The sequence below is a fragment of the Xanthobacter nonsaccharivorans genome, from assembly GCF_043194755.2.
Taxonomy (GTDB): Bacteria; Pseudomonadota; Alphaproteobacteria; order Rhizobiales; family Xanthobacteraceae; genus Xanthobacter; species Xanthobacter autotrophicus_G.
In genome coordinates, this window is record NZ_CM195526.1 from 1,275,352 (window position 1) to 1,300,151 (window position 24,800).

Sequence of the window (24,800 nt, forward strand, 5' to 3'; positions counted from 1 at the left end):
GCGCCCTGGTGCGGAAACCGAATCCGGATCCCAGCCGAAGGGCCGGCGCGGGGCGCCGGCTCCCTGATGCCTTACCGGGCGGCTGCGCGAGGCAGTCCAGCCGCGACGTCAGGCGGCGTTCAGGCTTCCGCCTTGGGCTTCAGGATCTGGCGACCCCGGTACATGCCGGTCTTGAGGTCGACATGGTGCGGACGGCGCAGCTCGCCCGAATCCTTGTCCTCCACATAGGTGGGCTGCTTCAGCGCGTCGGCCGAGCGGCGCATGCCGCGACGGGACGGCGAGGTTTTTCTCTTGGGGACAGCCATGTCCAAACTCCTGACGACGGAACGTGCCGAGCACGCCTTGCGAACTTGTGATCGGAATGCGGGCCGTCGAGCATGAGTGCGCCCCGCTGCGGCGGATCGCGCGGGGCTCGCCGAACTGCCAGCATTCCCGATTGAAGGCGCGCCTTATACAGGCCCCGGGGGGGGAACGAAAGCCCCGATCGGCGATTTGTCAGGACGAGATGCCCCAACAATGCCCTCTTGTCAGCGGAAAGCAGCTAAGCGAGGTTGCGCCCCGCTTCGGGAAAGACCGAAGACATCCGAGGAAACCGGACCCATGATGCGTTCCGCCTATACCCCGATTTTTGCCGCCGTGCTTGCCGCGTCCGTGTCCGTCGTGTCGGTCGGCGCCGCGCTCGCGCAGGGTGCGACACCGGCCAAGCCTGCGCCGGCGGCTCCGGCGGCTGCGGCTCCGGCTGCTTCGGACCCGGTGGTTGCCACCGTGAATGGTACACCGATCCGCGCCAGCGATGTGGCGATCGCCATTGAGGACATTGGCGGTGGCCTGCCCCCGCAGTTGCAGGGGCCCCAGCGGGACGAATATGTCCTCTCCTTCCTCACCGACATGACCCTGCTTTCCAAGGCGGCCGAGGCCCAGAAGCTCGACCAGTCGCCGGACTTCCAGCAGCGCCTCGCCTATCTGCGGACCAAGGCGCTCATGGAAACCCTCATGACGCAGGAAGCCAAGAAGGCTGTCACCGACGAGTTGAAGCGCAAGACCTACGACGAGTTCGTCAAGTCGTCCCCGGCCGAGGCCGAGGTACACGCCCGCCACATTCTGGTGGAGGACGAGGCCAAGGCGAAGGAGATCGCCAAGAAAGCCAAGGCCGGCGAGGACTTCGCCAAGCTCGCCAAGGAAAACTCCAAGGACAGCGCCGAGGACGGCGGCGACCTCGGCTACTTCACCAAGGAGCAGATGGTGCCGGAGTTCGCCGAGGCGGCCTTCAAGCTGGAGAAGGGCCAGGTCTCCGATCCGGTGAAGACCCAGTTCGGCTGGCACGTCATCAAGGTCGAGGACAAGCGCACGAAGCCCGTTCCCACCTATGACCAGGTGGAGAGCCAGGTGGAGCAGTACCTCGTGCGCAAGGCGCAGGCGGACATGGTCACCAAGCTGCGCGCCGACGCCAAGGTGGAGAAGACCGCCGCCCCGGCCGCGGCTCCCGCCCAGCCGGTTGCCCCGGCTCCGGCGGCCGATCCCGCCAAGAAGTGAGCTTTCGGCGCGTCGCGCCGCACGCGATCCGAAGGGGCGCTCCGGCGCCCCTTTTCTTTGCCCGGCGGGCTGAACTCATGCCCGCGGCTGAGGCGGCGCCGCTTCCCGTGTCGCGGCCTCACGCCTCCTCGAGGCCGGCCTTCGCCTTGGCGAGGAGCTGGGCCGAATCGGCAAGGGCGTCCTTTCCGGCATCGTGCACCAGCGCGCCGAAGCTGCCGGTGAGGGCGGCGCACACGCCCATGGCGCTCACCTCCTCGCGGATGTCGCCGCTCCACTTGATATCCACCGCCACGTCGCGCCCGCCGAGGGCGGCGGCGAGGGCAGGGGCCTTGGAGAGGTCCGCCTCCACATCGCGGAAGCGGATGGTGAAGCCCGCGTCCTCCCCGTCCAGGGTGCAGGGCAGGTAGCCGGAGGTTTCGAAAGGCACGTAGCCGTCGTCCAGCACCAGCTTCAGCTTCAGGCCGTCGACGGCCTTTTGCAGCGCGTCGCGGGCGGGAACGTCGGCACGGGAGAGATAGCAGGTCCGGGCGCGCGCCATGGCGGCTCCTCCAATTGCGCAAAAATAAGCATCGCTGCCGCAAAGGACCGGCAGCCGGGCTGAGAAACGCGCGGAGCTTAAGACGAGACGCGGCGGCCGCAAAGCGGCGTTCGCAGCAGCAGCCATGGGGTCCAAACGCAAGAACGCCCGGCGCGGGGGACCGCGCCGGGCGTTCTCGGGAGACGGGTTGGCCGCGAAGCGGCTCAGATCATCGCCATGCCGCCGTTCACATGCAGCGTCTGGCCGGTGACATAGGCCGCCTCGTCGGAGGCGAGGTAGACGCAGGCGGCGGCGATATCCTCCGGCGTGCCGAGCTTGGCGGCCGGCACGGCCTTCAGGATGCTCTCCCGCTGCTTCTCGTTGAGCGCGTCGGTCATGGGCGTGGCGATGAAGCCGGGGGCGATGCAGTTCACCGTCACGCCGCGCGAGGCCACTTCCTGCGCCAGCGACTTGGACATGCCGATCATGCCGGCCTTGGCGGCGGCGTAGTTGCCCTGCCCCGCATTGCCGGTGACGCCGACGATGGAGGTGATGGAGATGATGCGGCCGGAGCGGCGCCGCATCATGGTGCGCACGGCAGCGCGCGACAGGCGGAAGGCGGCGGTGAGGTTGACCGCGATCACCTGGTCCCACGCCTCGTCGGAGAGGCGCATGAAGATGTTGTCGCGGGTGATGCCGGCGTTGTTGACGAGGATGTCCACGTGCCCGCCCAGCGCCTCCTCGGCGGCCGGCACCAGCTTCTCCACCTCTTCCGTGCTGCCGAGGTTGCAGGGCAGCACCACGATGCGGGCGCCGCCCACCTCGGCCGCAAGGGCGTCCAGCGCCTCGCGGCGGGTGCCGGAGATGGCGACGGTCGCCCCCTGGGCATGGAGCGCCTTGGCGATCGCGCCGCCGATGCCGCCGGTGGCGCCGGTGACGAGCGCGGTCTTGCCGGTCAAATCGAACATGTCAGCCCCCAGTCCTTCTTGGGTGTCACGGCTTGAACGCCGCTGGGTCTTGGTCTTCTCCCGGCGCAGGGGGCGCCGGACATGAGGGCGCCCTCGCCCGGAAGGCTCCGGGGAGGGCGCATAGCATAAAAGCGCGCGGTCAGGCGGCGGAAGCAGCCGCGTCGCGGGCGGCGATGAAGGCCGCCACGTCCTCGGGCGTGCCCACGGCGCTCGCGGCGATGGACTTGTCGATGCGCTTCACCAGGCCGCACAGCACCTTGCCGGCGCCCACCTCGACCACGCGGCTCACGCCCGCGCCGGCCATGTAGATGATGCTCTCGCGCCAGCGCACGGTGCCGGTCACCTGCTCCACCAGCAGGCGCACGATCTCGGCGGGATCGGTCACCGGGGAGGCGCGCACGTTCGCCACCACCGGCACGCGGGGGGTCATCACGGTGGAGCCGGAGAGGGCCACTTCCATGGCTTCGGCGGCCGGGCCCATCAGGCGGCAATGGAAGGGGGCGGACACGGGGAGAAGCACGGCCTTCAGGGCCCCCCTCTCCTTGGCGATGAGGATGGCGCGCTCCACGGCGGCCTTGGTGCCGGAGACCACCACCTGGCCGGGGGCGTTGTCGTTCGCCGCCTCGCACACCTCGTCGCCGGCCGCCTCGGCGGCCACGGCGACCGCCTGGTCGTAATCGAGGCCGAGCAGGGCGGCCATGGCGCCTTGGCCCACCGGCACCGCATCCTGCATGGCGCGGCCGCGGATGCGCAGGAGCCGCGCCGCCTCGGTGACGGTGAGGGCGCCGGCGGCCGCGAGGGCGGAGTATTCGCCGAGGGAATGGCCGGCCACGAAGGCGGCGTCCCGGGCGAGATCGAGCCCGGCCTCGGTCTCCAGCACGCGGAGGGCGGCAATAGATACCGCCATGAGCGCCGGCTGGGCATTGGCGGTGAGGGTGAGGGCCTCGGCGGGACCTTCCCACATCACGCGGGTCAGATGCTCGTTCAGCGCGGCATCCACCTCGTCGAACACCGCCTTGGCGGCCGCGAAATTGTCGGCGAGCGCCTTGCCCATGCCCACGACCTGGCTGCCCTGGCCGGGGAAGAGAAAGGCGGTATGAGACCCTGTACGCGGCCCATCCGTCATGGCGCGGCCCTCCTATTGAAAATTGGGGAGGGGAGAGACACCGGGAATGTGGGCGAGTCAAGGCGGGCCGGCTTGACTTTGCGGAAGGAGGGGCGTTTGCCTCTTCAGCTTCACAATTTGCGCATACGCCTCCCGCGAAAGTCGTGCACGGGTCGTGAACGAAACCGGGCTATCTTCGCCCGGAACAAACATGGAAAGTGGTTCGTCGTGAAGGCCTCCTGGGGATTTCTCGCTTTCGTCGCCGTCGGCCTCGCGGGTCTCGCGCCGGCCGCAGGCCAGACCCTGTCGCCGGCCACCGGCGCCACCCGGCCCGCCGCGACCATGACGCCCGGCGGAGGCTACGCCGCGGCACAGGTTGCCTCCGAGCCCCCCGCGCCGGCCGCCGGCGCACCCGCCATGGCCGCGCCCGCTGCGGAGCCGGCCTCCGCCGGCACCTCGCCGCAGCATCTCGTGGCCTATTCCTCCGCCCATGTGGATGGCTCCTACATCGCCATCACCTTCGACGACGGACCGAATCCCGAGACCACCCCGCGCCTGCTGAAGATGCTGGAGCAGCGGGGCATCAAGGCCACCTTCTTCGTGCTCGGCAGCCGCGCCACCGCCTCGCCCCAGATCATCAAGCAGATGATCGCCCAGGGGCACGAGGTGGCCAACCATTCCTGGGATCATCCCCAGCTGCCGAAGATCCCCGTCGCCGCCGCCGACAAGCAGATCGGTGACACCAACGCCGCTATCGAGCAGATCACCGGCAAGTCGCCCTCCAATGTGCGCCCGCCCTATGGGGCCATGACGCCGGCCCTGCGCGCGCATCTGCGCGAGAAGTTCGGCTCCACCTTCATCTACTGGTCGGTCGATCCCCTCGACTGGAAGGACCGCAACCCGCAGGTCATCCACGACCGGATCGTGTCCCACGTCCACCCGGGCGCGATCATCCTCGCCCATGACATCCACCCCACGACGGTGGACGCCATGCCGAAGACGCTCGATGACCTTCTCGCCAAGGGCTACAAGTTCGTGACGGTGTCGCAGCTCATCGCCATGAACAAGTCGGTGCCCGAGCCGAAGGTGGCCCTGAACACCGCGACGGCCCAGAAGAAGAAGCCGAAGCCGGCAGGCGGGGCTGCGGCGTCCGCAACGGCCAAGCCTGCGTCCGCCAAGCCAGCGTCTGCGAAGCCTGCGTCCGCCACCACCGGTTCCACCAAGCCCGCCACCTCCGCGCCGCGTCCGCCGGGCAGCGTCGGCCTGTTCTGAGATCGCGCCGGGGTGTTGCGCCCGGCGGCGGGTCGGCGCCTTCGGGGCGGCTCCGTCTGATCGCCGTGCGCCCCGGTCTTATGGGGCCGGGGGCTTCGGCTGCGCCAGCATCAGGCGTCGCCAGGCGCGGGGCGGCATGCCCTTCCAGCCCCGGAACGCCCGCGAGAAATGAGCGACATCGGCAAAGCCGAGTTCCAGCGCCACGGCGGCTACCGAGAGCTGCCCGTGCCGCAGCAGCAGTTCCGCTTCTTCTTCCATCACATCGCGCAGCAGCGTCTCGAATGTGATGCCGCGCGTGCCCAGCCGGCGTTGCAGGGTGCGTTGCGAGAGGCCCAGACGCCCGGCGAGCGCGGGGAGAGAGGGGCGTCGCTCTAGGAGCTGAAGGGCGATGAGGTGGCGGGCGAGGGCGACGAGATCGTCCGCGATCGGCGCCGGTGGCATGTCCGGCGCAGGCATGCGGGGGAGACGGCGCGGGTTGGGTGCGCACAAATGTTCGGCGGGAAAGCTCAAAAGAGCGATGGAATGCCGTGACAGCTCCGCGCCGAGGGCCAGCTCCACCGCCGCCCGCCCCGTCACCGGTGCCCCGGAGACCGCGGCCCGGTGCGGCGTGAAGCCGGGGCCGAGGAAGCGCCGCAACAGGTCCAGCATGTAGCCGAGGGCCAGGAGCTCGTTCATCTGGCGTCCGACGTCGGACGCATCCGTGACCCGATAGGTCCAGTACGCCTTCTCCCCCTCGGCGATGAGCTCAAGGCGCGTCGAGGACTGCAGCATGCGGCCCATCATTCCGTTGGTCCGGGCGATGGCCGCATCGAGGCGGTCGGCCGAGAGTACGGACTGCCCCAGGGCGCCGAGCCCGGGCACGCCCGCCTCCATCGACAGACGCGCGGCAAGGGCCGGGTCGCCGATCTCGCGTGCGGCACAGGCCAGCAGGCGCAGCTGGTCGCGCAGCAGAATGAAGCGCTCGGGCTGCTCGATCAGCCGGAGCGGCAGGTCGGCCGCGCGGAACACGCGGGCCGGGGAGCCGCCCGCCCGCTCCACCGCATCCGCGACCGGCCCCATCGAGCGGGCCTTGGTCAGTCCCAGCACGGCCATGCTCACGTCCGTCCGGATGGCGCCAAATGGCAAGACCCCGCGCATGTCCCACCGTCATCCTCCCGACGGCGGCGAAGACCGCGCCAAAACGATCAGGGACGGAACGCACATGAGCAAATTCTGTGAAACGATCGATCACACGCAGGTGGCGGAAGCCTTGCGGGCGGCCATCGCCGGTGCGCCGGCGGTGGTCCGTGCGGGGACCGTGATGCAGCTTCCGGCCCACGAGGCGGGATGGGAGGACACACGGCTCCTGCTCGCCCGTGGGGAGGAGGTCTCGCTGTTGTCCCGGGGCGTGGTCTGGATTTCCCGGGCGCTTGGCCTGGGCGTCGACGGAAAGCTGTCCCTCTGGTACCGCGTCGGCGACGGGCCCATCGCCAAGGCCATCGACGCGACCACGAGCTTTGTGGCGGACCGCGACGGCCCGCTGATGGTCATCGCCCGCCTCTCGGGGGATTGGATCGACGAAACGGGACGCTTCGACCCGGCGTCCACGCTGGAAGGCGGCGCGCTCTGCGTCGCTGCTGTGGCATGGAGGGACTCCGCGGCCGCCGGCCTTCCAATCTTCGCCGAGGGCGACACGACGGGGCTCGCCGCCAACGAGGCCGCGCGCATCGCAGCGGCCCGCCCGCTGCCGCGGGGCTGGGGGCCCCTGTGGCGGGTGGGGCAGACCTCCATCTTCTGCGAGGCGGTGGAGGAAGGGGCGGTTCCGCGCATTGCCTGCCGCTGCCGGCAGGACGCGGGAATCCTGAAGTATCCGCTCGACCTGCCGCTCGCGGCCGACGTGGAGCTCGCGTGGGACTGGCGGGTGGAGCAACTGCCCTCGCTGGTGGCCGAGGATACCGTGCCCACGCACGACTATCTGTCCATCGCGGTGGAGTTCGACAACGGCCAGGACGTGACCTATTTCTGGAGCGCAAGCCTGCCGGTGGGCACGACCTTCCGCTGCCCGCTGCCGGGGTGGGACAAGGTGGAGACGCACATCGCCGTGCGGTCCGGGCGCGTGGGGCTCGGGGCCTGGACGAGCGAGCGTCGGTCCGTCCTCGCTGACTACCGGGCTGCCGTCGGCGGGCCGGACGCGGCGCGAATCGTCGGCGTCTGGCTGATCGCCCTCAGCGCGTTCCAGCGCGGCGAGGGGGTCTGCGAGTTCGCATGCATCCGCCTCGGCCACGCTGGTGGCGAGCTGAGGGTGGCTCCCTGGGACCTGATGCGGCCCTAGACCGCGCACGTTGCGGGGCGGGGTCGACGCCGGCGAGCCCCGCCCGCCTTGCCTTCCGCGCCAAACCTGCTATACGCCCCGCTTCCGTCGCACCCGGCCGGGGGCTGAACGGACGGTCTTTCTTTGCCTCGGCGTCCTACCACGCACGGCAAGGGCAGGCAGGGTCGCAAGACCCGTCGTCCCGTGTCCCCGCCTTCCGAGCTTCGCGCCTTTCCGAAAGGCAAGAAGGGCTTGGCGCCGGTGGATGGAAGATGAAAACCGAAAGGCAGTGAACACATGCCGCTTTACGAGCACGTGTTCCTCGCGCGCCAGGACGTGACGGCGCAGCAGGTCGAGGAACTCACCACCCGCTTCAAGGGTGTCATCGAGGCGAATGGCGGCTCGGTCGGCAAGACCGAGTATTGGGGCGTGAAGTCCCTCACCTATCGCATCAACAAGAACCGCAAGGCGCACTTCACGCTCCTGAACATCACCGCCCCGGCGGCGGCGATCCAGGAGCTGGAGCGCCAGCAGCGCATCGACGAGGACGTGCTGCGCGTCCTCACCCTGCGCGTCGAGGAGCACGAGGAGGGTCCCTCCGCCATGCTTCAGAAGCGTGACCGCGACGACCGTGGCGAGCGCGGTGACCGCGGCGATCGCGGTGATCGTGGCGACCGCTTCGGTGGCCGCGAGGACCGTCCGCGCCGTCCGCGCGTGACTGAAGAGACCCAGGCCGAGGAGGAGAACTGATGGCTTTCGCATCGTCCGGTGGTGCCGGCGGCGGCCAGCGCCGTCCCTTCTTCCGTCGTCGCAAGACCTGCCCGTTCTCCGGCCCCAACGCGCCGAAGATCGATTACAAGGACGTGCGTCTCCTGCAGCGCTACATCTCCGAGCGTGGCAAGATCGTCCCCTCGCGCATCACGGCGGTGTCCGCCAAGAAGCAGCGCGAGCTGTCCGCCGCCATCAAGCGCGCGCGGTTCCTGGGCCTGCTGCCCTTCGTGATCCGCTGAGATCCTTCGCCTGCCCCCCTCGGGGCAGGCGGCCTTCGTCATAAATGGCGACGCGCCGCGGGGAATGAGCCCCGGGGTGCCTGCTGGGGTGGTCCACAAGAGCCGCCTCTAACCGCGCGAGCGGGACAGCTTGTCGATATGGGACCGATCCTGATCATAGCCCTGGCCGCGGGTGCGGCCTCTGCGCTTCTCGCCGTCGGTGCCGCGGCGGGCTCGATCATGGCTGCCCCGCTTTTCTACCTGTCGCCTCTGCCGGTGGTGATCGCCGGCATCGCCTTCTCGCCGCTCGCCGCTTTTCTCGCGGTGATGGTCGCGGGCGCGGGCCTCGCGCTGACATTCGGCGGCGCCGCATTGTTCCCCTACATCCTCGGGCTTGGCGGGCCGGCCTTCGGCCTGTCCTATGCCGCCATGCTCGCCCGCCCGGACCCAGCTGCCCGGGACGGGCTGGTCTGGTTTCCCGTGGGCGGGCTGGTGCTGATCGCGGCCGCCTTCTCCACCCTCGCCGTCGCCGTGACCCTGTTCACCCTGGGCGGCGGCTATGATGCCTACCGCGCGGCTACGGTTGCCTTGGTGGAAGCCGTGTTCTCGAGCCAGGGGCTGCCGCAGGGCTCGCTCGGCAGGGAATATGACCCATCCGTCCTCGGCGTCCTGTTCGCGCACGCGCTGCCGGGGCTTGCCGCAACCACCATCATGGTGGCGCAGCTCGGTTGCCTTTATCTCGCCGCCCGTGCGGCGCTGATCTCCGGCCGGCTGAAGCGGCCGTGGCCGTCCATCGCCACCTTCCGGCTGCCGGCGGCGACCTCGCTCGTGCTTGCGGTGGCCATCGGCCTCAGCATGGCGGGGTCCATCCTGGGCCTGTCGGCATCTGCGGCGGCGGCGACGCTGGTGTGCGCCTATGCGCTGGCGGGCTTCGCGGTGGTGCACGCCGTCACGGCGGGGCATTCGGCTCGCTTCCTCGTCCTGGCGGCGCTGTGGCTCACCGCGCTGGTGCTGGGGTGGCCGGTGCTGGCCATGGCGGTGCTCGGCTTTGTCGACGGCATGTTCGATTTCCGCTCCCGCCTGGCCGCGGGGAACGGACCACCGGCGGCCAACGACCGCTGATCCCTTTCAATTCCAGATCCTGAACAACACGAGACAAGGAGAACCAAGATGGACGTCATTCTTCTCGAGCGCGTCGCCAAGCTCGGCCAGATGGGCGAAGTGGTGAAGGTGCGCGACGGCTACGCCCGCAACTTCCTGCTGCCGAACGGCAAGGCCCTGCGCGCCACCAAGGCGAACAAGGACCGCTTCGAGAGCATGAAGATCGAGCTCGAGGCCCGCAACCTGGAGCGCCGCAAGGACGCCGAGGCCGTGGCCGAGAAGCTGAATGGCCAGGCTGTGGTGATGCTTCGCCAGGCGGGCGAGAGCGGCCAGCTCTACGGCTCCGTCTCCACCCGCGACATCGCCGATGGCTTCACCGCCGCCGGCTTCCATCTCGATCGCCAGCAGGTGGTCCTCAACCACCCCATCAAGACCCTCGGCCTGCACATCGTCCCGGTGACGCTGCACCCGGAGGTCGAGGTGACCGTGCAGGTGAACGTCGCCCGCAACGCCGAGGAGGCCGAGCGCCAGGCCCGCGGCGAGGACGTGCGCACCGCCCGTGACGAGGACGCCGAGATCGAGGCCGAGCTCGCCATTGAGCGGGCCGAAGTCGCCGCCGAGCTGGCGGCCGAGGAAGGCACCGAGGCCTGAGGCCTTTCCGCTTCCGTCCTGAACGGGGGCAGGTCTGCGGAGTTGTGAGCGGCGTCCCGGCCTGGCCGGGGCGCCGTTTACCGTTTGTGGCCCTCTCGCGCACCGCTTCGGGGCCGCGCTCGCGGTGACGTGAGGTGTCGCCGTCGCTGTCGCGATTTCGACATATTGCGATGCCGCAGGGTTGATGGTTTCATGAAACCAGTTGCGGGCATCCGGCAGGATCGCTCCGGTTGGCCGTGCCCAGCGCGGCAGGCATGAACCGAAGTGAGCCCACTGACGTTGTCGCTGGAGCGGAGCTTTGTCGCGCGGTTGAGCCTCCGCACAGTCGGGTTTTCTGCGCCGGATGCAGGAGAAAGGACCTGAACTGACGACGGACGGAGACTGCCGATGGAGCGCTTGCTGGAAAGTGCCTTGCAAGGGGTCTTGCAACGGGTGGTCGTGAAGGGTGCCCTGGAGGTGACCACCGCCTCCGGCCGCACGCTCCATGTGGGGAGCGCGCCTCCGGGACCGGCGCCGGTCGCCGTGCGCATCACCTGCCCGGCGGCCGAGCGCGGCATCATCCTCGATCCGGAGCTGAAGCTCGGCGAAGCCTATATGGACGGCACGCTGGTGGTGGAGCGCGGCAGCATCGCCGACTTCCTCGATCTGGTCATGTCGCAGCCCTGCGCGGTCAATCCCACGGCGCCGGCGAAGCTGTTCTATTTGCTGCGGCGGGTGTCGCGCCGCGTCGTCCAGTTCAATCCGCGCGGGCGCTCGCAACGCAATGTGGCGCACCATTACGACATCGACGGGCGCCTCTATTCCCTCTTCCTCGACCACGACCGGCAGTACAGCTGCGCCTATTTCGAGCATGAGGGCCAGAGCCTCGACGATGCCCAGCTGGCCAAGAAGCGCCATATCGCGGCCAAGCTGGTGCTCGACCGCAAGGACATGTCGGTGCTTGACATCGGCTCCGGCTGGGGTGGCCTCGGCCTCTATCTCGCCGAGCAGGCGGGGGCGAAGGTCTCGGGCGTCACCCTGTCGAAGGAGCAGCTGGCGCTCGCCCGTACCCGTGCCGCCGAACGCGGCCTTTCGGAACGCGTGAGCTTCGAGCTGCGCGACTATCGCGACGTTGAGGGCCCGTTCGACCGCATTGTCTCGGTAGGCATGTTCGAGCATGTGGGCGTCGACCATTTCGGCGCCTTCTTCCGCAAGGCGCGGAGCCTGCTGAAGGAGGATGGGGTAATGTTGCTGCACGCCATCGGCAGGTCCGACCCCCCGGGCGTCACCAACCCCTTCATCGCCAGGTACATCTTCCCCGGCGGCTACATTCCGGCCCTGTCGGAGGTGCTGCCGCAGATCGAGAAGGCGGGGCTCGTCGTCACCGACATCGAGCTGCTGCGCCTGCATTATGCCGAGACGCTGAAGGCCTGGCGCCAGCGCTTCCTCGCCCGCTGGGAGGAGGCCGTGCGCCTGACCGACGAGCGGTTCTGCCGGATGTGGGAATTCTACCTCGCCGCCAGCGAGATGGGCTTCCGCCACCAGGGCCTCAACGTGTTCCAGATCCAGCTTGCCCGCCGGCAGGAGGCGGTGCCGCTGACGCGCGCCTATCTGGAAATGGCGGAGGAGCGCCTGCGCAAGGCGGAGGCGGCAGCCCGGACGCCCTTGCGGCTCGCCGGTGAGTAGGCGCGCGGCCAGGGTGCCTTCAGTGGCGGGGATGCCCGGCCGGATGCCCGGGCATCCGGCTTCGCCTCAGACGAAGTAAAGCAGCGTGAGCAGGGCGAAGCACGGCACCAGGAAGCCGATCGACCACAGCATGTAGCCGAAGAAGCTCGGCATCTTCACGCCGCGGTGGCGGGCGATGGAGAGCACCATGAAGTTCGGAGCATTGCCGATATAGGTCATGGCGCCCATGAAGACGGCGCCGGCCGAGATCGCCTCCAGCGTCACCGCCATCGGCCCCATGAGCTGGTGGGGGTCGCCGCCAGCGAGGTTGAAGAAGACGAGATAGGTGGGCGCGTTGTCGAGGAAGGCGGAGAGCGCGCCGGTCAGCCAGAAGTACCACACGTTCACCGGCTGCCCGTCCGGTCCCGTCACCAGCGCCACGAGGGGCGAGAAGGCACCGTTCGCGCCCGCCTTCAGGATGGCGATTACCGGGATGATGGTGAGGAAGATGGCGGCGAACAGCTTCGCCACCTCCCGGATGGGCTCCCAGTCGAAGCCGTTGCGCTCGCGCAGCAGCTGGGGGGTGATGAGGAGGGAGATCCCGGCAAACAGCAGGAGGAGGACGTCGCGCGCGATCCACTGCAGCTCCACGCGGGTGCCGTAGACGTCGAAGGTGATGCCGGGCTTCCACAGGGCGCTGATGAGGATGGCGCCGATGATGCCGCCGAGCAGCGGGATGTTCTGCGCCCCGCGCAGGCCAAGGCCTTCCGTCTCCGGCGTGCGGTCGACCCGCGGGGGATGGGCCCCCTCCTTCGCGTAGAAATACTTGTCGATGAGGTAATAGGCGACGAGCAGGATGCCTGCGATCACCGCCGTGTCATGCAGCAGGTGCGTGGAGGTCCAGAAGAAGTTCACGCCCTTGAGGAAGCCGAGGAACAGCGGCGGATCGCCCAGCGGCGTCAGGGAGCCACCGATGTTCGACACCAGGAAGATGAAGAACACCACCGTGTGCACATTGTGCCGCCGCTCGTCATTGGCGCGGAGCAGGGGGCGGATGAGCACCATGGAGGCGCCGGTGGTGCCGATGAGGCTGGCGATGACCGTGCCGATGGCGAGGATGATGGTATTGGTTTCCGGCGTGCCCTTCAGGTTGCCGGCGACGAGAATGCCGCCGGACACGGTGAAGAGGGCGAACAGCAGGACGATGAAGGGGATGTATTCGAGCAGCGCCGTGTGCACCACCTCATGCGCCGTGGCCGAGGGGCCGTAGGTCAGCGCGAAGGGCACAGCAAAGGCGAGGGCCCAGAACAGCGCCACCTTGCCGTAATGGTGGTGCCAGAAATGCGGGGCCAGCAACGGAAACAGCGCGATGGACAGAAGCATGCCCGCGAATGGGATGGCCCACAAAGGCGAGAGCTTCGCCCCGTTGAGCACCGGCACCCCGTCCGCCGCCAGCGCGGGGGCGGCGGCGATGAGCAGGAGACCTATGGCAGCAGCTCCGCAAGCGAAGATCTTCCCGCAACGGTACGCCGCCATTGCCACCCTCCAGATTGCCCGATGGATTTGATGGACGATCGCGCGGCGTGAGGCAAGGCCGCAGCGTGCGCCGCGCCACCATATGACACAGGGGAATGAACCGGCCGCGTGCCGGGTGTCGCCGCGGCGCCATGGCCCGCTGGGCGGGGAGGGGAGAAAGGTTGACCCGCGGGCGCGTTTCTGTCCTAGTCCCGCCCGTTTTTACCCCCGACGGACCCATGACCCAAGATCGCTCTCAGGACAAGGCGCAGGATCGCTACAACGCCCGCGAAGCCGAACCCAAGTGGCAGAAGACCTGGGCCGAGCGCGGCATCTTCCGCACGCGCAATGACGACCCGCGCCCGAAATTCTTCGTCATGGAGATGTTCCCCTATCCGTCGGGGCGCATCCACATCGGTCACGGCCGCAACTATGTGATGGGCGACGTGCTCGCGCGCTACAAGCGCATGCAGGGCTTCAACGTGCTCCATCCCATGGGCTGGGATGCCTTCGGCCTGCCGGCCGAGAATGCCGCCATCGAGCGCGGCATCCACCCCAAGAGCTGGACCTACGAGAACATCGCCTCCATGCGCGAGCAGTTGCAGCTGCTCGGCCTCTCGCTCGACTGGAACCGCGAGATCGCCACCTGCGACCCGTCCTATTATGTGGAGCAGCAGCGCATCTTCCTCGACTTCCTGGACCACGGACTCGCCTATCGCAAGGAGAGCGAGGTCAACTGGGACCCGGTGGACAACACCGTGCTCGCCAACGAGCAGGTGATCGATGGGCGCGGTTGGCGCTCGGGCGCCATCGTGGAGCGGCGCAAGCTCTCCCAATGGTTCCTGCGCATTACCGATTTCGCCCAGGAGCTGCTGGACGCCATCGACACGCTGGACCGCTGGCCCGACAAGGTGCGCCTCATGCAGCGCAACTGGATCGGCCGCTCGGAAGGTCTCGAGGTGCTGTTCGAGTTTGCCAAGGGCTCTGTCGCCTCCGGCAAGCTGCCCGCGGCCACCCGGGCGGTGAAGGTCTACACCACCCGCCCCGACACCCTGTTCGGCGCCTCCTTCCTCGCCCTGTCGCCGGACCATCCGCTGGTGCGGCACATGGCGGGCACGGATGCGGCCCTGTCCGAGTTCGTGGCCGAGTGCAAGCGCGGCGGCACCTCGGCCGAGGAGATCGAGACCCAGGAGAAGAAGGGCTTCTTCACCGGCCTTGAGGTCGTCCATCCGCTGGACGCCGGCCGCACCGTGCCCGTGTACGTCGCCAATTTCGTGCTGATGGACTATGGCACCGGCGCCATCTTCGGCTGCCCGGCGCACGACCAGCGCGATTTCGACTTCGCCACCAAGTACCGGCTGCCCATCACCCCGGTGGTGCTGCCTCCGGACGCCGACCCCGCCACCTTCTCGGTGGCCGAGGGGCCCTATGACGGCGACGGCACATTGTTCAACTCCGGCTTCATGGACGGCATGAGCGTGCCGGACGCCAAGGAGGCCGTGGCCCGCCAGCTGGAGCGCTTCCGCGTGGGCGACGAGGCGCAGGGCACGCGCCGCGTGAACTTCCGCCTGCGCGACTGGGGAATCTCCCGCCAGCGCTACTGGGGGTGCCCCATCCCGGTCATCCATTGCGACGACTGCGGTCCGGTGGGCGTGCCCCGCGACCAGCTGCCGGTGGAACTGCCGGACGACGTGACCTTCGACCGTCCCGGCAACCCGCTGGACCGGGCCAAGGCCTGGCGCGACGTGCCATGCCCCAAATGCGGCAAGCCGTCCCGGCGCGAGACGGACACCATGGACACCTTCGTGGATTCGTCCTGGTATTTCCTGCGCTATGCCTCGGACAATGTGGAGAAGCCGCTGGACAAGGCGGCGGTCAGCCACTGGCTGCCGGTGGACCAGTATATCGGCGGCATCGAGCACGCGATCCTGCACCTGCTCTATTCGCGCTTCTTCACCCGCGCGCTCAGGAAATGCGGCCGGGTGGACCTGGAGGAGCCGTTCGCCGGCCTCTTCACCCAGGGCATGATCGTCCACGAGACCTACAAGGACGCCGACGGCAAGTGGCTGTTCCCGGAGGAGGTCAAGCTTCTCGGCAACGGCAAGGCGGTGAAGATCGCCGACGGCACCCCCGTCACCGTCTCCCCGCCGGAGAAGATGTCCAAGTCCAAGCGCAACGTGGTGGCGCCCGAGGTGGTGGCGGATACCTACGGCGTGGACTGCGCCCGCTGGTTCATGCTCTCCGACACCCCGCCCGAGCGCGACAGCGAGTGGACCCAGGGTGGCATCGAGGGCGCCTGGCGCTTCGTGCAGCGCGTGTGGCGCTTGGTGCATGAGGGGGTGGAGCTCGGCGCGGCGAAGGATGCGCCGAAGCCGGACGCCTTCGGCGAGGTGGCCCTCGGCCTGCGCCGGGCCGCCCACGGGCTGGTCGCCACGGTCGCGGAGGACATCGAGCGCCTGCGCTTCAATGTGGCGGTCGCCCACGTCCACGAGTTCGCCAACGGCTTCGGCGCGGCCATCGCCACGGCCCGTGCGGCCGGCGACGTTCCGGCGGATCTCGCCTTCGCCCTGCGCGAAGCCGCGCAGATGCTGGCCTCCGTGGTCGCTCCCATGGTGCCGCACCTCGCCGAGGAGTGCTGGGTGGCCCTCGGCCACGACACGCTGATGGCGCAGGCCTCCTGGCCTGCGACCGAGGCCGACCTGCTCCGGCAGGACACGGTCACACTTCCGATCCAGATCAATGGCAAGAAGCGCGACGACATCGTCGTCCCGCGCGAGGCCACCCCGGCGGAAGTGGAAGCGGCGGTGCTGAAACTCGAAAGCGTGCAGCGGGCTCTCGACGGGCGCGCGCCAAAGCGTATCATCGTGGTGCCGCAGAGGATCGTGAATGTCGTTGCCTGATCCCTCGTCCCTCGCAGTCCGCCCCGTGCGCCTTCTCGCTCGGCTCGCGGTGGTGTGCGCGCTCGCGGGCGCGCTCGCCGGCTGCTTCCAGCCCATGTATGCGCAAAATTCCACGGTGGGCGGGCCAGCGCTGCTCGACCGCTTCAAGGATGTGGAGATCGTCCAGATCCAGGGGCGCCTCGGCAACGAGGTGCGCAACGATCTCATCTTCGCCCTGACGGGTGGCGAGGGGAATCCGAAGGGCGCGCCGCTGCAGATGATCATCTCCGTGGATACCTCGACCTCCACGGCGCTGGTGAATTCGGCCTCCGGCCTGCCGGAGAACCAGATCGTGCGGGTGTCCGCCAACTGGCGGCTGATCAAGGCGGGCGACGAAAAGAAGAAGCCCGTCGCCGAGGGCTTGGCCTCCGGCACCGCCACGATCGACACCAGCGACCAGCGCTTCGCCAATTACAGCGCCGGCATCGACGCGGAGAAGCGCGCGGCCCGCTCCGTGGCGGACCAGATCAAGGCGCAGCTCGCGGCGCACTTCATCCGCACGGCCAACGCCGCTCCCGGCTCCGGAAGCTGACCCATGGTCGCGGTGCGCCCCGGCGACGCCGAGGCGGCGCTCGCCAGGCGCGACCCGTCGAAGTGCGTCATTCTTATCTTCGGGCCGGATACGGGTCTGGTGCATGAGCGTGCCCAGGGCCTCGTGCGCCGGGTGGTGCCCGATGCGCAGGATCCCTTCGCCCTGGTGCGCCTGGAAGGCGACGAGATCGCCTCCGACCCGCGTCGGCTGATCGACGAGACCTCCACCATCGGCCTGTTCGGTGGCGAGCGGGTGGTGTGGGTGCGCGCCGGCAGCCGCAACATCGTCCCCGCTCTCCAGCCCGTGCTCTCCAATCCCAGCGATGCGCTGGTGGTGGTGGAGGCTGGCGACCTGAAGAAGGGGGCTCCCTTGCGCAGCCTGTGCGAGGGCGCGGCCAATGCGCTTGCCATCGCCTGCTACGCCGATACCGAGCGGGACCTCGCCCGCCTCGTCGACGGCATGATGGCCGAAGCCGGCCTTGCCATAGACCGGGATGCGAAGGAGCTGCTGGTTTCCCTCATCGGCGGCGACCGCATGGCCTCGCGCGGCGAGATCTCCAAGCTCATCCTCTATGCGCAGGGCATGAGCCGGGTCAGCGCCGAGGATGTGCGGACTATCGTCGGCGATGCCTCGGCCCTCGCGCTTGATGACGTGGTGGATTCCGCTTTGGCTGGCGACCCGCGTGAGGCGCTGCTTGCCCTTACCAAGGCGTTTGGTGCGGCGACCCGGCCCGATGCGGTGCTGGGCGCATTGCTGCGGGCGCTGTCGTCCCTGCACCAGATGGCGCTCCAGGTGGCATCGGGCGCCAGTGCGGAGCAGGTGGTCAATTCGGCCCGGCCGCAGGTGCATTTTTCCCGCAAGCCCAAGCTGGAGAAGGCGTTGCGCGCCCTCGATCCCGACCGCTGCATGAAGGCGCTGCTGGCGGTGGACGATGCGGTCCTCGCCGGCCGGCGTAATGCCGGCCTCAGCCCCGCCATCTGCGAGCGGGTGGTGCTGCAGGTCGCCCAGCTCGCGGGGCGGCGGCGGTAGGCCGCCCCTCCCGGCTCAAGCCGGCGCATCGCCCAGCTTCAGCGCGCGGAAATGCCCCTTCGCCTGCAGCCACGCCAGGGCGAGGAGGCCCGGCAGCCCGGCCACGGCGGTAAGGATGAAGAAGAGCGGCCAGCCCGATGCCTCGGCGATGGCGCCGCTGGAGGAGCCGAGCAGGGTGCGCCCCACGGCGGTGAGCGCGGTCAGCAGCGCATATTGGGTCGCCGTGTGCTCGCGCGCGCCGCACAAGGCGGAGAGATAGGCGACGAAGATCACCGTGCCGATGGCGCTGGTGAAGTTCTCGATCAGGATCACGCCGGTGAGCACCGCGGCATTCGGCCCCGCATAGGCCTGCGCGGTGAAGCCGAGGTTGGAGGTGATCTGCAGCACGCCGGAGATCCACAGGCAGGTGATGAGCGGATAGGCGCGGGCGAAATAGGCGCCCACGAAGCTGCCGGCGATGGTGCCGCCGAAGCCCACTACCTTCACGATCTCCACATAGGTCTGCTTGCTGAAGCCGATGTCCAGCACGAACGGCCCGGTGAGCACGCCGGCGAAGGCATCGCAGAATTTGAACAGCATCACGAACAGCAGGATCATCACCGCCTGGTCGCGGCGGAGGAACTCGCTGAACGCTCCCACCGTGGTGGCGATCAGCCGGTGTCCGGTGCCCTCGTCCGCCGCCCGTTCCGGTGCCTTCGGCTCGCGGGCGAACAGGGTGGCGAGGATGCCGATGGCGACGCACGCCGCCGCGATCATGTAGCCCCAGAACCAGCTGGTGCCGCGCGGCAGGCCGAGGGCTTCCTCCAGGAAGGCCACCAGGGCGATGACGCCCGCGCCGGTGGCCAGCATGGCGATGCGGTAGCCGGTGACATAGCCCGCCATGCCGGCGGCCTGCTCGCTGGAGCTGTCCAGCCGCTCCACGCGGAAGGCGTCGACGGCGATGTCCTGCGTCGCCGAGGCGATGGTGACCGCGAGAGCGCAGGCGGCGACGGCGAAGGGCGAGGCGATGGGGTCCTGCAGCGCAAGGGCGGAGATGGCGGCGATCAGCACGATCTGGCACGCCAGCAGCCACCCGCGCCGCCGGCCCATGAGGCGCGAGAGAAGAGGCACGTCCACCGCGTCGAGCACTGGCGCCCACAGGAATTTCAGGGTGTAGGGCAGGCCGACAAGGCTGAAGAGGCCGATGGCGGTGAGCGTCACCCCCACGTCCTTCATCCACAGGGAGAGCGTGCCGCCCGTCAGCGCCAGTGGCAGGCCCGAGGAAAAGCCGAGCAGGCTGACGGTGAGCACGTCGCGCCTGGTGTAGAGCGCGATGGCATCCTTCAGGGACCGGCGCTGCGGTCCGGTGGCGGCGGTCGGGCTGAGGCTTTGCTCGGTCATGTGGATCCTTCGGCCGTTCCCGGGACTCCGGGCGGCATGCCGTGGCGGGACGCAGCGCGCGGCGCACCGGTCCCAACCCGCTTTATGACCATGACCGGTGAAAAGGTCCCTACCGGGGCGGCGCAGGCCGCAGCCTTCTGGTCACGCCTGGTGCTGGCTCCAGAGCCCCGTCTCCACCTTGGACACGGCGATCACGGCCTGGGTCCGGCTTTCCACCCCGAGCTTCTGCAGGATGGCGGAGACGTGGGCCTTCACCGTCGCCTCGGAGACGGAGAGCTCGTAGGCGATCTGCTTGTTGAGCCGGCCTTCGGACAGCATCATGAGCACGCGCACCTGCTGCGGCGTCAGCGTGGCGAGGCGGGCGATGATCGCGTCGGTCTCGGCGTCCGCCTTGGCGTTGAGGCTGATGTCCGGCGGCACGAAGGTCTCGCCCTTCAGCACGCCGGCGATGGCGTCGCGCATGTTGCCGACGCCCATGGTCTTGGGAATGAAGCCGGAGGCACCGAGGTCGAGGCAACGGCGGATCACCGCCGATTCTTCATTGCCGGAAACCACCACCACCGGGATCGCGGTGTATTGCGCCCTGAGGTAGATGAGGCCGGAGAACCCGCGCGCGCCAGGCATTGTGAGGTCGAGCAGCACGAGGTCGAAATCCGGATCGCGCTCGAGAAGCGCGGTGAGGTCGTCGAAGGTGCCGACTTCCTCGATCCCCGCGTCTGCGTGACCGCCCAGGACCGCTTCCCTCAGGGCGCCGCGGAACAGGGGATGATCGTCGGCGATGACGAGGCGCAGGGCGCTCCCGGCGTCTTCTCCCAATGCTCTTCCTCCCCCCGAGCGGCTTCTGCCTGTTGTTCCGCAAGGACAAGCAGGCCATGGCGAATCGGTTTCGCCGATCATCCGTCCATGGCGAAGCCGTGACAAGCTGCTCAGGTGATATGCCCCGTCGCGCCCGTGAACGCCAGCACAACCTCGCGCCGGTGCGGCCGCGCGCGATGCTCGATCAGGTAGATGCCCTGCCAGGTGCCGAGTGTCATTCGCCCGCCCGACACCGGAATGGACAGGCTGGTGTCGCTCAGCAGGGTGCGGACATGGGCCGGCATGTCGTCCGGGCCCTCGGTGTCATGGACCCAGCCGAAGTCGCGCGGGGCAAGGCTGCGGAGCGCCGTGATCAGGTCGGTGCGCACGTCCGGGTCCGCATTTTCCTGGATGGTGAGGGAGGCGGAGGTGTGCCGGCACAGTAAAGTGAGCACCCCCATGGAGGCGCCGATCTCGGCGAGGAAGGCGGAGGCCTCGTTGGTGATCTCGGTGAAGCCCTCGCCGGATGTGTCCACCGATAGCCGGGCCTGCACATGGCGGACCTCGGCCGCCGCTGTCGCGGGAGTGCGGGTGATGCGCGCCATGCCTCTCATGCTCCTTCACGCCGGCTTGCGTCGGCCGGCTGCCCCACGTACCTCTTGTGGCGCCTCATGTCCCGCGCCTGCCGGTTCCCCATCGCCGCCGTCCTCGCTCGAAGGTGCCCGTCCATGTCGAAGCTCGTCCTCGATCCCGCCGTCTTCTCGGAAGCTGCGGTCGCCCTCGACACACGGATGGTGAATGACGCCATCGTCAAGGCGCTCGGCGCGATTCCGGATCGGTGGGCCGTGCCGCTGGCGGTCATCCGCGCCGCCCGGCTCGCGGGCAAGGGCCCCTTTCCGTTGCCCCCGGAGAGCCCGCGCGCCCGCATCGAGACCATTCCCGGCCCGCGCGGCCCCGTGCCGGTGCGGATCCTGATGCCGGACGGCGACCCCAAGGGGGTCTATCTCCATATCCACGGCGGCGGCTGGACGCTGGGCTCGGCGCGGGAGAACGAGGGGCTGACGGACCGCATCGCGACCAACTGCGGCCTCGCCGTCGTCTCCGTGGACTACGCGCTTGCCCCGGAGGAGCCCTATCCCGCCGGTCCCGACGACTGCGAGGCGGCGGCTCTCTGGCTGGTGAAGGAAGGCAGGGCGCGCTTCGGCACCGAGCGTTTCGTGATCGGCGGCGAATCGGGCGGGGCGACCCTTTCGGTGGCAACGCTGGTGCGCCTGCGCGACAAGCACCGCCTCACGCCCTTCTCGGCGGCGGTGCTCACGGCCGGCTGCTACGACCTGCGCCTCACCCCCTCCGCCCGCCAGTGGGGGGACCTGCCGCTGGTGCTGAACACCCGCGACATCAATTTCTTCGTCGGCAATTATCTGCGCCTTGCGGGCAAGGCTGAAGATCCGGACGTTTCCCCGCTGCTCGCGGACCTCAAGGGCCTGCCCAGGGCGCTGTTCTCCGTCGGCACCCGCGACGCGCTGCTGGACGACACGCTGTTCATGGCCAGCGCCTGGATGGCGGCGGGCAACGGGGCCGCGCTCGATGTCTATCCGGGCGGCTGCCACGTCTTCATTGGCTTCCCCGGCTCCATCACCGACCAGGCGCTGAAGCGCATCGATGCTTTCCTGAGCGATTTCTGAGCACGGGCCGGGCGATTAACCCGAAGAAAGGGAGCGCGTTATCCGATCTGGCTGCGGGTGCAATCAGGTCGGCGCGGGTCCTAGAGCCGCTCCTGCCCGTTGGGGGCCCGATACTCCTCGATCATGGAGCGCAGGCGCCGGTAGAAGTGCTCCATGTAGGAGAAGGCCCGGTCGAGGTCGGACATGTCCGGCGGGGTCCCCGGCGCGGGCGGCACCGGAGGTCGCGGCTGGGCGGCGCCGGCGCTGCGCAGGGCATCGAGCTCGGCCTGGAGGCGGGCGATCTCGGCCTCGTAGGCGTCGCGGCTGTCAGGCACCGCCTCGCAGGCAAATCCCCTCGGCCCCTTCGCGCACAGGGACACGCGGCCGGTTTCCCGGTCAAGCTTCAGCGCGCCGCCGTCCACCGGGGCGAAGGAGAAGCGCGGGGCCGTGGTTTCCGCAGCCGCCGGCGCCTGGGCGGCCGCCGGCAAGGCCACCACGGGGCCGGCGAGGAGCGCGGACAGCGCAAGGGTGCCCACAGGAGCGGCCGGACGGATCATAAGCGCCTCCACACACGCAGCGGGCCCGCGCCCGCCATGCGAATGCGGGACATATAGGGGCTGATCCGGGCCGCAAGGGGGCGGGCTCGCCCTAGGGAATGGCCCGGAACGGCGCGCGGCCGCTGGCGAGGGCGTCCTCCAGCAGGTCGAGGCGGTCCTGGCCCCAGAACACCTCGCCGTCGAGCACATAGGAGGGGGCGCCGAACACGTCCGCGGCCAGGGCCTTGTCGCGGTTCGCTGCGTAGATGGCTTCCGCCGCCTCGCCCTGCGCCCCGGCCACCAGCTCGGCGCCGGGCAGGCCCAGCGCGTCGGCCATGGCGGCGATGACCGCGGGATCGGCGAGGTTCTCCTCCCGCTGCCAGACGCCGGAAAAGATGCGGCCCGCCAGCTCCGCCACCGGCAGTCCCGCCTCCAGGGCGGCGATGAGGGTGCGGTCCGCCAGGGCGCCGTCGAATGGCCAGAACTTCGGGTGGATGTTGATCTCCACCCCACGCTTCAGGCCCCAGCGCTGCAGCTCCACCAGGCGGTAGCGCTGGCGCTCCGGCGCGCGCTTCGCCAGCGGCAGGCCGCCCGTCTGGGCGAAGATGGGCCCGAGCAAGACGGGGCGGAAGACGACCTCGGCCCCGTGGCGTTTCGCCAGGTCCATGAAGGGGTTATGGCCGAGGAAGGTCCACGGGCTGACGCTTGAGAAATAATAATCGATGGCGCGGGGCATAAGGGATGGCCGGGGGCAGGGCAGGGACGGGCCGCCATCCTAGACACACCGGCGGGCACGGCAAGGGTGGGTGGGACGGGTCACCGGCGGGGACCCCGCTCGGGCCCGGCCCGTTGTCCCTGCGGATCGCCTTTAAACCATGCGCTTGTCCCGCGCTTGACAGGCTGGAGCCAGGGGGGCCCTCTGGGGAAAGCGCATGGGCACTTGCAGGAGGCCTCATGGGCGGGGAGCATCATGCGGAGCTGATGAGGCTCCAGTCGGAACTGTCGAATGCGGCGCTGAAGTCGGCCATGTCGAGGGGTTCGGCATCGGCGGCGGACGAGGAGGGGCCCGTCGCCGGGCTGGCGTCGGGCGTGCGGCGGGTGGTGCGCCCCAACCCCTTGCTCAGCCTTGCGGCGGCCTTCCTGGTGGGGGCCGTGGTGGGCGCGCTGCTGCGGCCGGTTCGGCTCCGGGGGATGGGGCGGGAGGATAGGAACCTTCGATGAATATCGACCAGCTTTCGCGAAACTTGAGGATTCTCGCGCGCACCAACGCCATCATCGCCGAGATCCACCTGCGCCATTTCGCGGCGCGGGCGGGGCTGTTCGCGTTTGCGGCGCTGGTGGCGGGCTTCAGCGTGGTGATGCTGGGGGGGGCGCTTTTTCTCGCACTGGAACAATCGCTTGGCCCCATCTGGGCTGCGGCGTCGGTGGGCGGGGGCGGGCTGCTTCTGGCTATCCTGGTGGCGGTGGTCGGGGCGCTGATGAAGCCTCCGCGGGAACTGGCCCTGGCCAATCAGGTGAGCCAGTCGGCGCTCGATGCGGTCTCCGCCGACCTCAAGGCCACGTCCGCTAGCCTGTCGAGCTTTGCCAGCTTCACCGCGGTTCCGAGTTTGGTGCTGCCGCTTTTGACCATGCTGCTCAAGGCCTTCCGCGGCAAGCCGAAGGCCTGAGCCGCGCGCCTGCCGGGTTTCGACACCTTCGGCGATGTCAGGCCGGGATTCGGCGAAACCCGCCTTTGACGATGGGTTGAGGTATTTTAATGCCATCACCCCCGGTCTTTGGCCGGGGCCGGGGAGACCGGCCAAGGGGGCTCCCTCAGACGCCCCGCGATCTCATGCCTTGCGCACCCAGCGGCCGGTCTCTTCCTGCTGCCAGTAGGTGAGCTCGTGGCCCTGGGCCTTGGCCTCCCGCCAGCGCTCCCGCGCCTTGGCCACCTGCTCGTCGTCCCGCCCGTCGAACAAATGGACGATGCGGGCATAGGGCGTGGCGTCGGCCAGCGGCACGGCATCCACCAGGAAGCGCACCTGCGCCCCGTTGGGGTTGGCCTCCGAGGTGGCAAGCAGGATGGGCTGGCGCTCGGGCGATGGCTGGGCCTCCGTGCCGTGGGGCAGGAAGGAGGCCTCGCTATAGGTCCACAGATGGGCGTCGAGCGCATCGCGCCGCTCCGCCGAGCCGCACTGCACCACGCACCGCCAGCCGCGCTCCAGCGACTTCTCGAGCAGCGTGGGCAGCACCGCCTCAAGGGGGCGGCGTTCGAGGTGGTAGAAGAGGATCTCGGTCAAAATCCCACTCTTCAAATTCGACTAAACGTGTATGATGCCATTGTGCAACCTTTTGCTGCAT

26 protein-coding genes are annotated in these 24,800 nt (G+C 69.1%); 14 read left to right on the forward strand and 12 right to left on the reverse strand.

Annotation, left to right across the window (positions count from 1 at the left end):
- Window positions 1-119 precede the first annotated feature (119 nt).
- Entirely contained in the window at window positions 120-305 is a 186-nt protein-coding gene (gene rpmF / locus V5F59_RS05850) for a 50S ribosomal protein L32 (protein ID WP_024279215.1), read from the reverse strand.
- 295 nt (window positions 306-600) lie between these two features.
- Here rpmF and V5F59_RS05855 point away from each other — a divergent pair, with 295 nt between their 5' ends.
- Entirely contained in the window at window positions 601-1,533 is a 933-nt protein-coding gene (locus tag V5F59_RS05855; RefSeq protein ID WP_393982277.1) for a peptidylprolyl isomerase, read from the forward strand.
- 118 nt (window positions 1,534-1,651) lie between these two features.
- Here the strand turns inward: V5F59_RS05855 and V5F59_RS05860 are convergent, their stop codons facing one another.
- The 3 genes from V5F59_RS05860 to fabD form a co-directional block, all read right to left on the reverse strand.
- Window positions 1,652-2,071 (reverse strand): hypothetical protein, encoded by a 420-nt coding sequence (locus V5F59_RS05860; RefSeq protein ID WP_393982276.1) that lies wholly within the window; start codon window positions 2,069-2,071, stop codon window positions 1,652-1,654.
- A gap of 203 nt (window positions 2,072-2,274) precedes the next feature.
- A complete protein-coding gene (gene fabG / locus V5F59_RS05865; RefSeq protein ID WP_393982275.1) occupies window positions 2,275-3,018 on the reverse strand; it encodes a 3-oxoacyl-[acyl-carrier-protein] reductase in 744 nt (247 codons plus the stop codon).
- 139 nt (window positions 3,019-3,157) lie between these two features.
- Window positions 3,158-4,144 carry an ACP S-malonyltransferase gene (fabD, locus tag V5F59_RS05870; protein ID WP_393982274.1) on the reverse strand — a complete coding sequence of 329 codons (987 nt, stop codon included), beginning with the start codon at window positions 4,142-4,144 and terminating at the stop codon, window positions 3,158-3,160.
- A gap of 207 nt (window positions 4,145-4,351) precedes the next feature.
- On the opposite strand from fabD, the gene V5F59_RS05875 reads away from it, so the two are divergent.
- A complete protein-coding gene (locus V5F59_RS05875; protein WP_393982273.1) occupies window positions 4,352-5,395 on the forward strand; it encodes a polysaccharide deacetylase family protein in 1,044 nt (347 codons plus the stop codon).
- Window positions 5,396-5,473: 78 nt separating this feature from the next.
- On the opposite strand, the gene V5F59_RS05880 is transcribed toward V5F59_RS05875, so the two are convergent.
- Window positions 5,474-6,487: a helix-turn-helix domain-containing protein gene (locus V5F59_RS05880; protein WP_393982272.1), complete on the reverse strand. Its 1,014-nt coding sequence runs from the start codon at window positions 6,485-6,487 to the stop codon at window positions 5,474-5,476.
- A 109-nt stretch (window positions 6,488-6,596) separates the two neighbouring features.
- Here V5F59_RS05880 and V5F59_RS05885 point away from each other — a divergent pair, with 109 nt between their 5' ends.
- From V5F59_RS05885 to V5F59_RS05910, 6 genes are all read left to right on the forward strand, one after another.
- Window positions 6,597-7,706 carry a DUF3047 domain-containing protein gene (locus V5F59_RS05885; RefSeq protein ID WP_393982271.1) on the forward strand — a complete coding sequence of 370 codons (1,110 nt, stop codon included), beginning with the start codon at window positions 6,597-6,599 and terminating at the stop codon, window positions 7,704-7,706.
- A gap of 276 nt (window positions 7,707-7,982) precedes the next feature.
- The gene (gene rpsF, locus V5F59_RS05890; protein WP_393982270.1) at window positions 7,983-8,435 is read left to right on the forward strand and encodes a 30S ribosomal protein S6; all 453 of its coding nucleotides are present in this window, start codon (window positions 7,983-7,985) and stop codon (window positions 8,433-8,435) included.
- Window positions 8,435-8,695: a 30S ribosomal protein S18 gene (rpsR, locus tag V5F59_RS05895; protein ID WP_168456403.1), complete on the forward strand. Its 261-nt coding sequence runs from the start codon at window positions 8,435-8,437 to the stop codon at window positions 8,693-8,695. Before rpsF ends, rpsR begins: the two co-directional genes overlap by 1 nt.
- Before the next feature lie 219 nt (window positions 8,696-8,914).
- The gene (locus V5F59_RS05900) at window positions 8,915-9,796 is read left to right on the forward strand and encodes a YybS family protein (protein ID WP_393982269.1); all 882 of its coding nucleotides are present in this window, start codon (window positions 8,915-8,917) and stop codon (window positions 9,794-9,796) included.
- 48 nt (window positions 9,797-9,844) lie between these two features.
- Window positions 9,845-10,426 carry a 50S ribosomal protein L9 gene (gene rplI, locus V5F59_RS05905; protein ID WP_393982268.1) on the forward strand — a complete coding sequence of 194 codons (582 nt, stop codon included), beginning with the start codon at window positions 9,845-9,847 and terminating at the stop codon, window positions 10,424-10,426.
- Between the two features lie 387 nt (window positions 10,427-10,813).
- The gene (locus V5F59_RS05910) at window positions 10,814-12,091 is read left to right on the forward strand and encodes a cyclopropane fatty acid synthase (RefSeq protein ID WP_393982267.1); all 1,278 of its coding nucleotides are present in this window, start codon (window positions 10,814-10,816) and stop codon (window positions 12,089-12,091) included.
- A 66-nt stretch (window positions 12,092-12,157) separates the two neighbouring features.
- On the opposite strand, the gene V5F59_RS05915 is transcribed toward V5F59_RS05910, so the two are convergent.
- Window positions 12,158-13,606, reverse strand: coding sequence for a sodium:proton antiporter (locus tag V5F59_RS05915; RefSeq protein ID WP_393982266.1), 1,449 nt, complete (start codon window positions 13,604-13,606; stop codon window positions 12,158-12,160).
- A gap of 218 nt (window positions 13,607-13,824) precedes the next feature.
- On the opposite strand from V5F59_RS05915, the gene leuS reads away from it, so the two are divergent.
- From leuS to holA, 3 genes are read left to right on the forward strand one after another with little or no spacing between them, the layout of a single operon-like run.
- Entirely contained in the window at window positions 13,825-16,485 is a 2,661-nt protein-coding gene (leuS, locus tag V5F59_RS05920; RefSeq protein ID WP_393982265.1) for a leucine--tRNA ligase, read from the forward strand.
- A complete protein-coding gene (gene lptE / locus V5F59_RS05925) occupies window positions 16,472-17,056 on the forward strand; it encodes an LPS assembly lipoprotein LptE (RefSeq protein WP_393982264.1) in 585 nt (194 codons plus the stop codon). Before leuS ends, lptE begins: the two co-directional genes overlap by 14 nt.
- Window positions 17,057-17,059: 3 nt before the next feature.
- Window positions 17,060-18,085 (forward strand): DNA polymerase III subunit delta, encoded by a 1,026-nt coding sequence (gene holA, locus V5F59_RS05930; RefSeq protein WP_393982263.1) that lies wholly within the window; start codon window positions 17,060-17,062, stop codon window positions 18,083-18,085.
- Window positions 18,086-18,100: 15 nt separating this feature from the next.
- On the opposite strand, the gene V5F59_RS05935 is transcribed toward holA, so the two are convergent.
- From V5F59_RS05935 to V5F59_RS05945, 3 genes are all read right to left on the reverse strand, one after another.
- The gene (locus V5F59_RS05935; RefSeq protein ID WP_393982262.1) at window positions 18,101-19,465 is read right to left on the reverse strand and encodes an AmpG family muropeptide MFS transporter; all 1,365 of its coding nucleotides are present in this window, start codon (window positions 19,463-19,465) and stop codon (window positions 18,101-18,103) included.
- A 141-nt stretch (window positions 19,466-19,606) separates the two neighbouring features.
- Window positions 19,607-20,281 (reverse strand): LuxR C-terminal-related transcriptional regulator, encoded by a 675-nt coding sequence (locus V5F59_RS05940; protein WP_393982261.1) that lies wholly within the window; start codon window positions 20,279-20,281, stop codon window positions 19,607-19,609.
- 110 nt (window positions 20,282-20,391) lie between these two features.
- Window positions 20,392-20,865: a secondary thiamine-phosphate synthase enzyme YjbQ gene (locus V5F59_RS05945; protein WP_393982260.1), complete on the reverse strand. Its 474-nt coding sequence runs from the start codon at window positions 20,863-20,865 to the stop codon at window positions 20,392-20,394.
- Between the two features lie 123 nt (window positions 20,866-20,988).
- Between V5F59_RS05945 and V5F59_RS05950 the strand changes: the two genes are divergently transcribed.
- Window positions 20,989-21,945, forward strand: a complete 957-nt coding sequence (locus tag V5F59_RS05950; RefSeq protein WP_393982259.1) for an alpha/beta hydrolase — start codon at window positions 20,989-20,991, stop codon at window positions 21,943-21,945.
- Between the two features lie 80 nt (window positions 21,946-22,025).
- On the opposite strand, the gene V5F59_RS05955 is transcribed toward V5F59_RS05950, so the two are convergent.
- The gene (locus tag V5F59_RS05955) at window positions 22,026-22,481 is read right to left on the reverse strand and encodes a hypothetical protein (protein WP_393982258.1); all 456 of its coding nucleotides are present in this window, start codon (window positions 22,479-22,481) and stop codon (window positions 22,026-22,028) included.
- A gap of 91 nt (window positions 22,482-22,572) precedes the next feature.
- Window positions 22,573-23,196, reverse strand: a complete 624-nt coding sequence (locus V5F59_RS05960) for a 2-hydroxychromene-2-carboxylate isomerase (RefSeq protein ID WP_393982257.1) — start codon at window positions 23,194-23,196, stop codon at window positions 22,573-22,575.
- A gap of 218 nt (window positions 23,197-23,414) precedes the next feature.
- Between V5F59_RS05960 and V5F59_RS05965 the strand changes: the two genes are divergently transcribed.
- A complete protein-coding gene (locus tag V5F59_RS05965; RefSeq protein ID WP_393982256.1) occupies window positions 23,415-23,681 on the forward strand; it encodes a hypothetical protein in 267 nt (88 codons plus the stop codon).
- Window positions 23,678-24,127: a hypothetical protein gene (locus tag V5F59_RS05970; RefSeq protein ID WP_393982255.1), complete on the forward strand. Its 450-nt coding sequence runs from the start codon at window positions 23,678-23,680 to the stop codon at window positions 24,125-24,127. The genes V5F59_RS05965 and V5F59_RS05970 overlap by 4 nt, the downstream gene beginning before the upstream one ends.
- Before the next feature lie 162 nt (window positions 24,128-24,289).
- Here the strand turns inward: V5F59_RS05970 and V5F59_RS05975 are convergent, their stop codons facing one another.
- Window positions 24,290-24,739: a DNA polymerase III subunit chi gene (locus V5F59_RS05975; RefSeq protein WP_393982254.1), complete on the reverse strand. Its 450-nt coding sequence runs from the start codon at window positions 24,737-24,739 to the stop codon at window positions 24,290-24,292.
- Window positions 24,740-24,800 lie beyond the last annotated feature (61 nt).

Coding starts and splice junctions, on each gene's coding strand:
- rpmF (WP_024279215.1), bottom strand. CDS start 305: ATGGCTGTCCCCAAGAGAAAAACCTCGCCGTCCCGTCGCGGCATGCGC.
- V5F59_RS05855 (WP_393982277.1), top strand. CDS start 601: ATGATGCGTTCCGCCTATACCCCGATTTTTGCCGCCGTGCTTGCCGCG.
- V5F59_RS05860 (WP_393982276.1), bottom strand. CDS start 2,071: ATGGCGCGCGCCCGGACCTGCTATCTCTCCCGTGCCGACGTTCCCGCC.
- fabG (WP_393982275.1), bottom strand. CDS start 3,018: ATGTTCGATTTGACCGGCAAGACCGCGCTCGTCACCGGCGCCACCGGC.
- fabD (WP_393982274.1), bottom strand. CDS start 4,144: ATGACGGATGGGCCGCGTACAGGGTCTCATACCGCCTTTCTCTTCCCC.
- V5F59_RS05880 (WP_393982272.1), bottom strand. CDS start 6,487: ATGGCCGTGCTGGGACTGACCAAGGCCCGCTCGATGGGGCCGGTCGCG.
- V5F59_RS05885 (WP_393982271.1), top strand. CDS start 6,597: ATGAGCAAATTCTGTGAAACGATCGATCACACGCAGGTGGCGGAAGCC.
- rpsF (WP_393982270.1), top strand. CDS start 7,983: ATGCCGCTTTACGAGCACGTGTTCCTCGCGCGCCAGGACGTGACGGCG.
- rpsR (WP_168456403.1), top strand. CDS start 8,435: ATGGCTTTCGCATCGTCCGGTGGTGCCGGCGGCGGCCAGCGCCGTCCC.
- V5F59_RS05900 (WP_393982269.1), top strand. CDS start 8,915: ATGGCTGCCCCGCTTTTCTACCTGTCGCCTCTGCCGGTGGTGATCGCC.
- rplI (WP_393982268.1), top strand. CDS start 9,845: ATGGACGTCATTCTTCTCGAGCGCGTCGCCAAGCTCGGCCAGATGGGC.
- V5F59_RS05910 (WP_393982267.1), top strand. CDS start 10,814: ATGGAGCGCTTGCTGGAAAGTGCCTTGCAAGGGGTCTTGCAACGGGTG.
- V5F59_RS05915 (WP_393982266.1), bottom strand. CDS start 13,606: ATGGCGGCGTACCGTTGCGGGAAGATCTTCGCTTGCGGAGCTGCTGCC.
- leuS (WP_393982265.1), top strand. CDS start 13,825: ATGACCCAAGATCGCTCTCAGGACAAGGCGCAGGATCGCTACAACGCC.
- lptE (WP_393982264.1), top strand. CDS start 16,472: ATGTCGTTGCCTGATCCCTCGTCCCTCGCAGTCCGCCCCGTGCGCCTT.
- holA (WP_393982263.1), top strand. CDS start 17,060: ATGGTCGCGGTGCGCCCCGGCGACGCCGAGGCGGCGCTCGCCAGGCGC.
- V5F59_RS05935 (WP_393982262.1), bottom strand. CDS start 19,465: ATGACCGAGCAAAGCCTCAGCCCGACCGCCGCCACCGGACCGCAGCGC.
- V5F59_RS05945 (WP_393982260.1), bottom strand. CDS start 20,865: ATGGCGCGCATCACCCGCACTCCCGCGACAGCGGCGGCCGAGGTCCGC.
- V5F59_RS05950 (WP_393982259.1), top strand. CDS start 20,989: ATGTCGAAGCTCGTCCTCGATCCCGCCGTCTTCTCGGAAGCTGCGGTC.
- V5F59_RS05955 (WP_393982258.1), bottom strand. CDS start 22,481: ATGATCCGTCCGGCCGCTCCTGTGGGCACCCTTGCGCTGTCCGCGCTC.
- V5F59_RS05960 (WP_393982257.1), bottom strand. CDS start 23,196: ATGCCCCGCGCCATCGATTATTATTTCTCAAGCGTCAGCCCGTGGACC.
- V5F59_RS05965 (WP_393982256.1), top strand. CDS start 23,415: ATGGGCGGGGAGCATCATGCGGAGCTGATGAGGCTCCAGTCGGAACTG.
- V5F59_RS05970 (WP_393982255.1), top strand. CDS start 23,678: ATGAATATCGACCAGCTTTCGCGAAACTTGAGGATTCTCGCGCGCACC.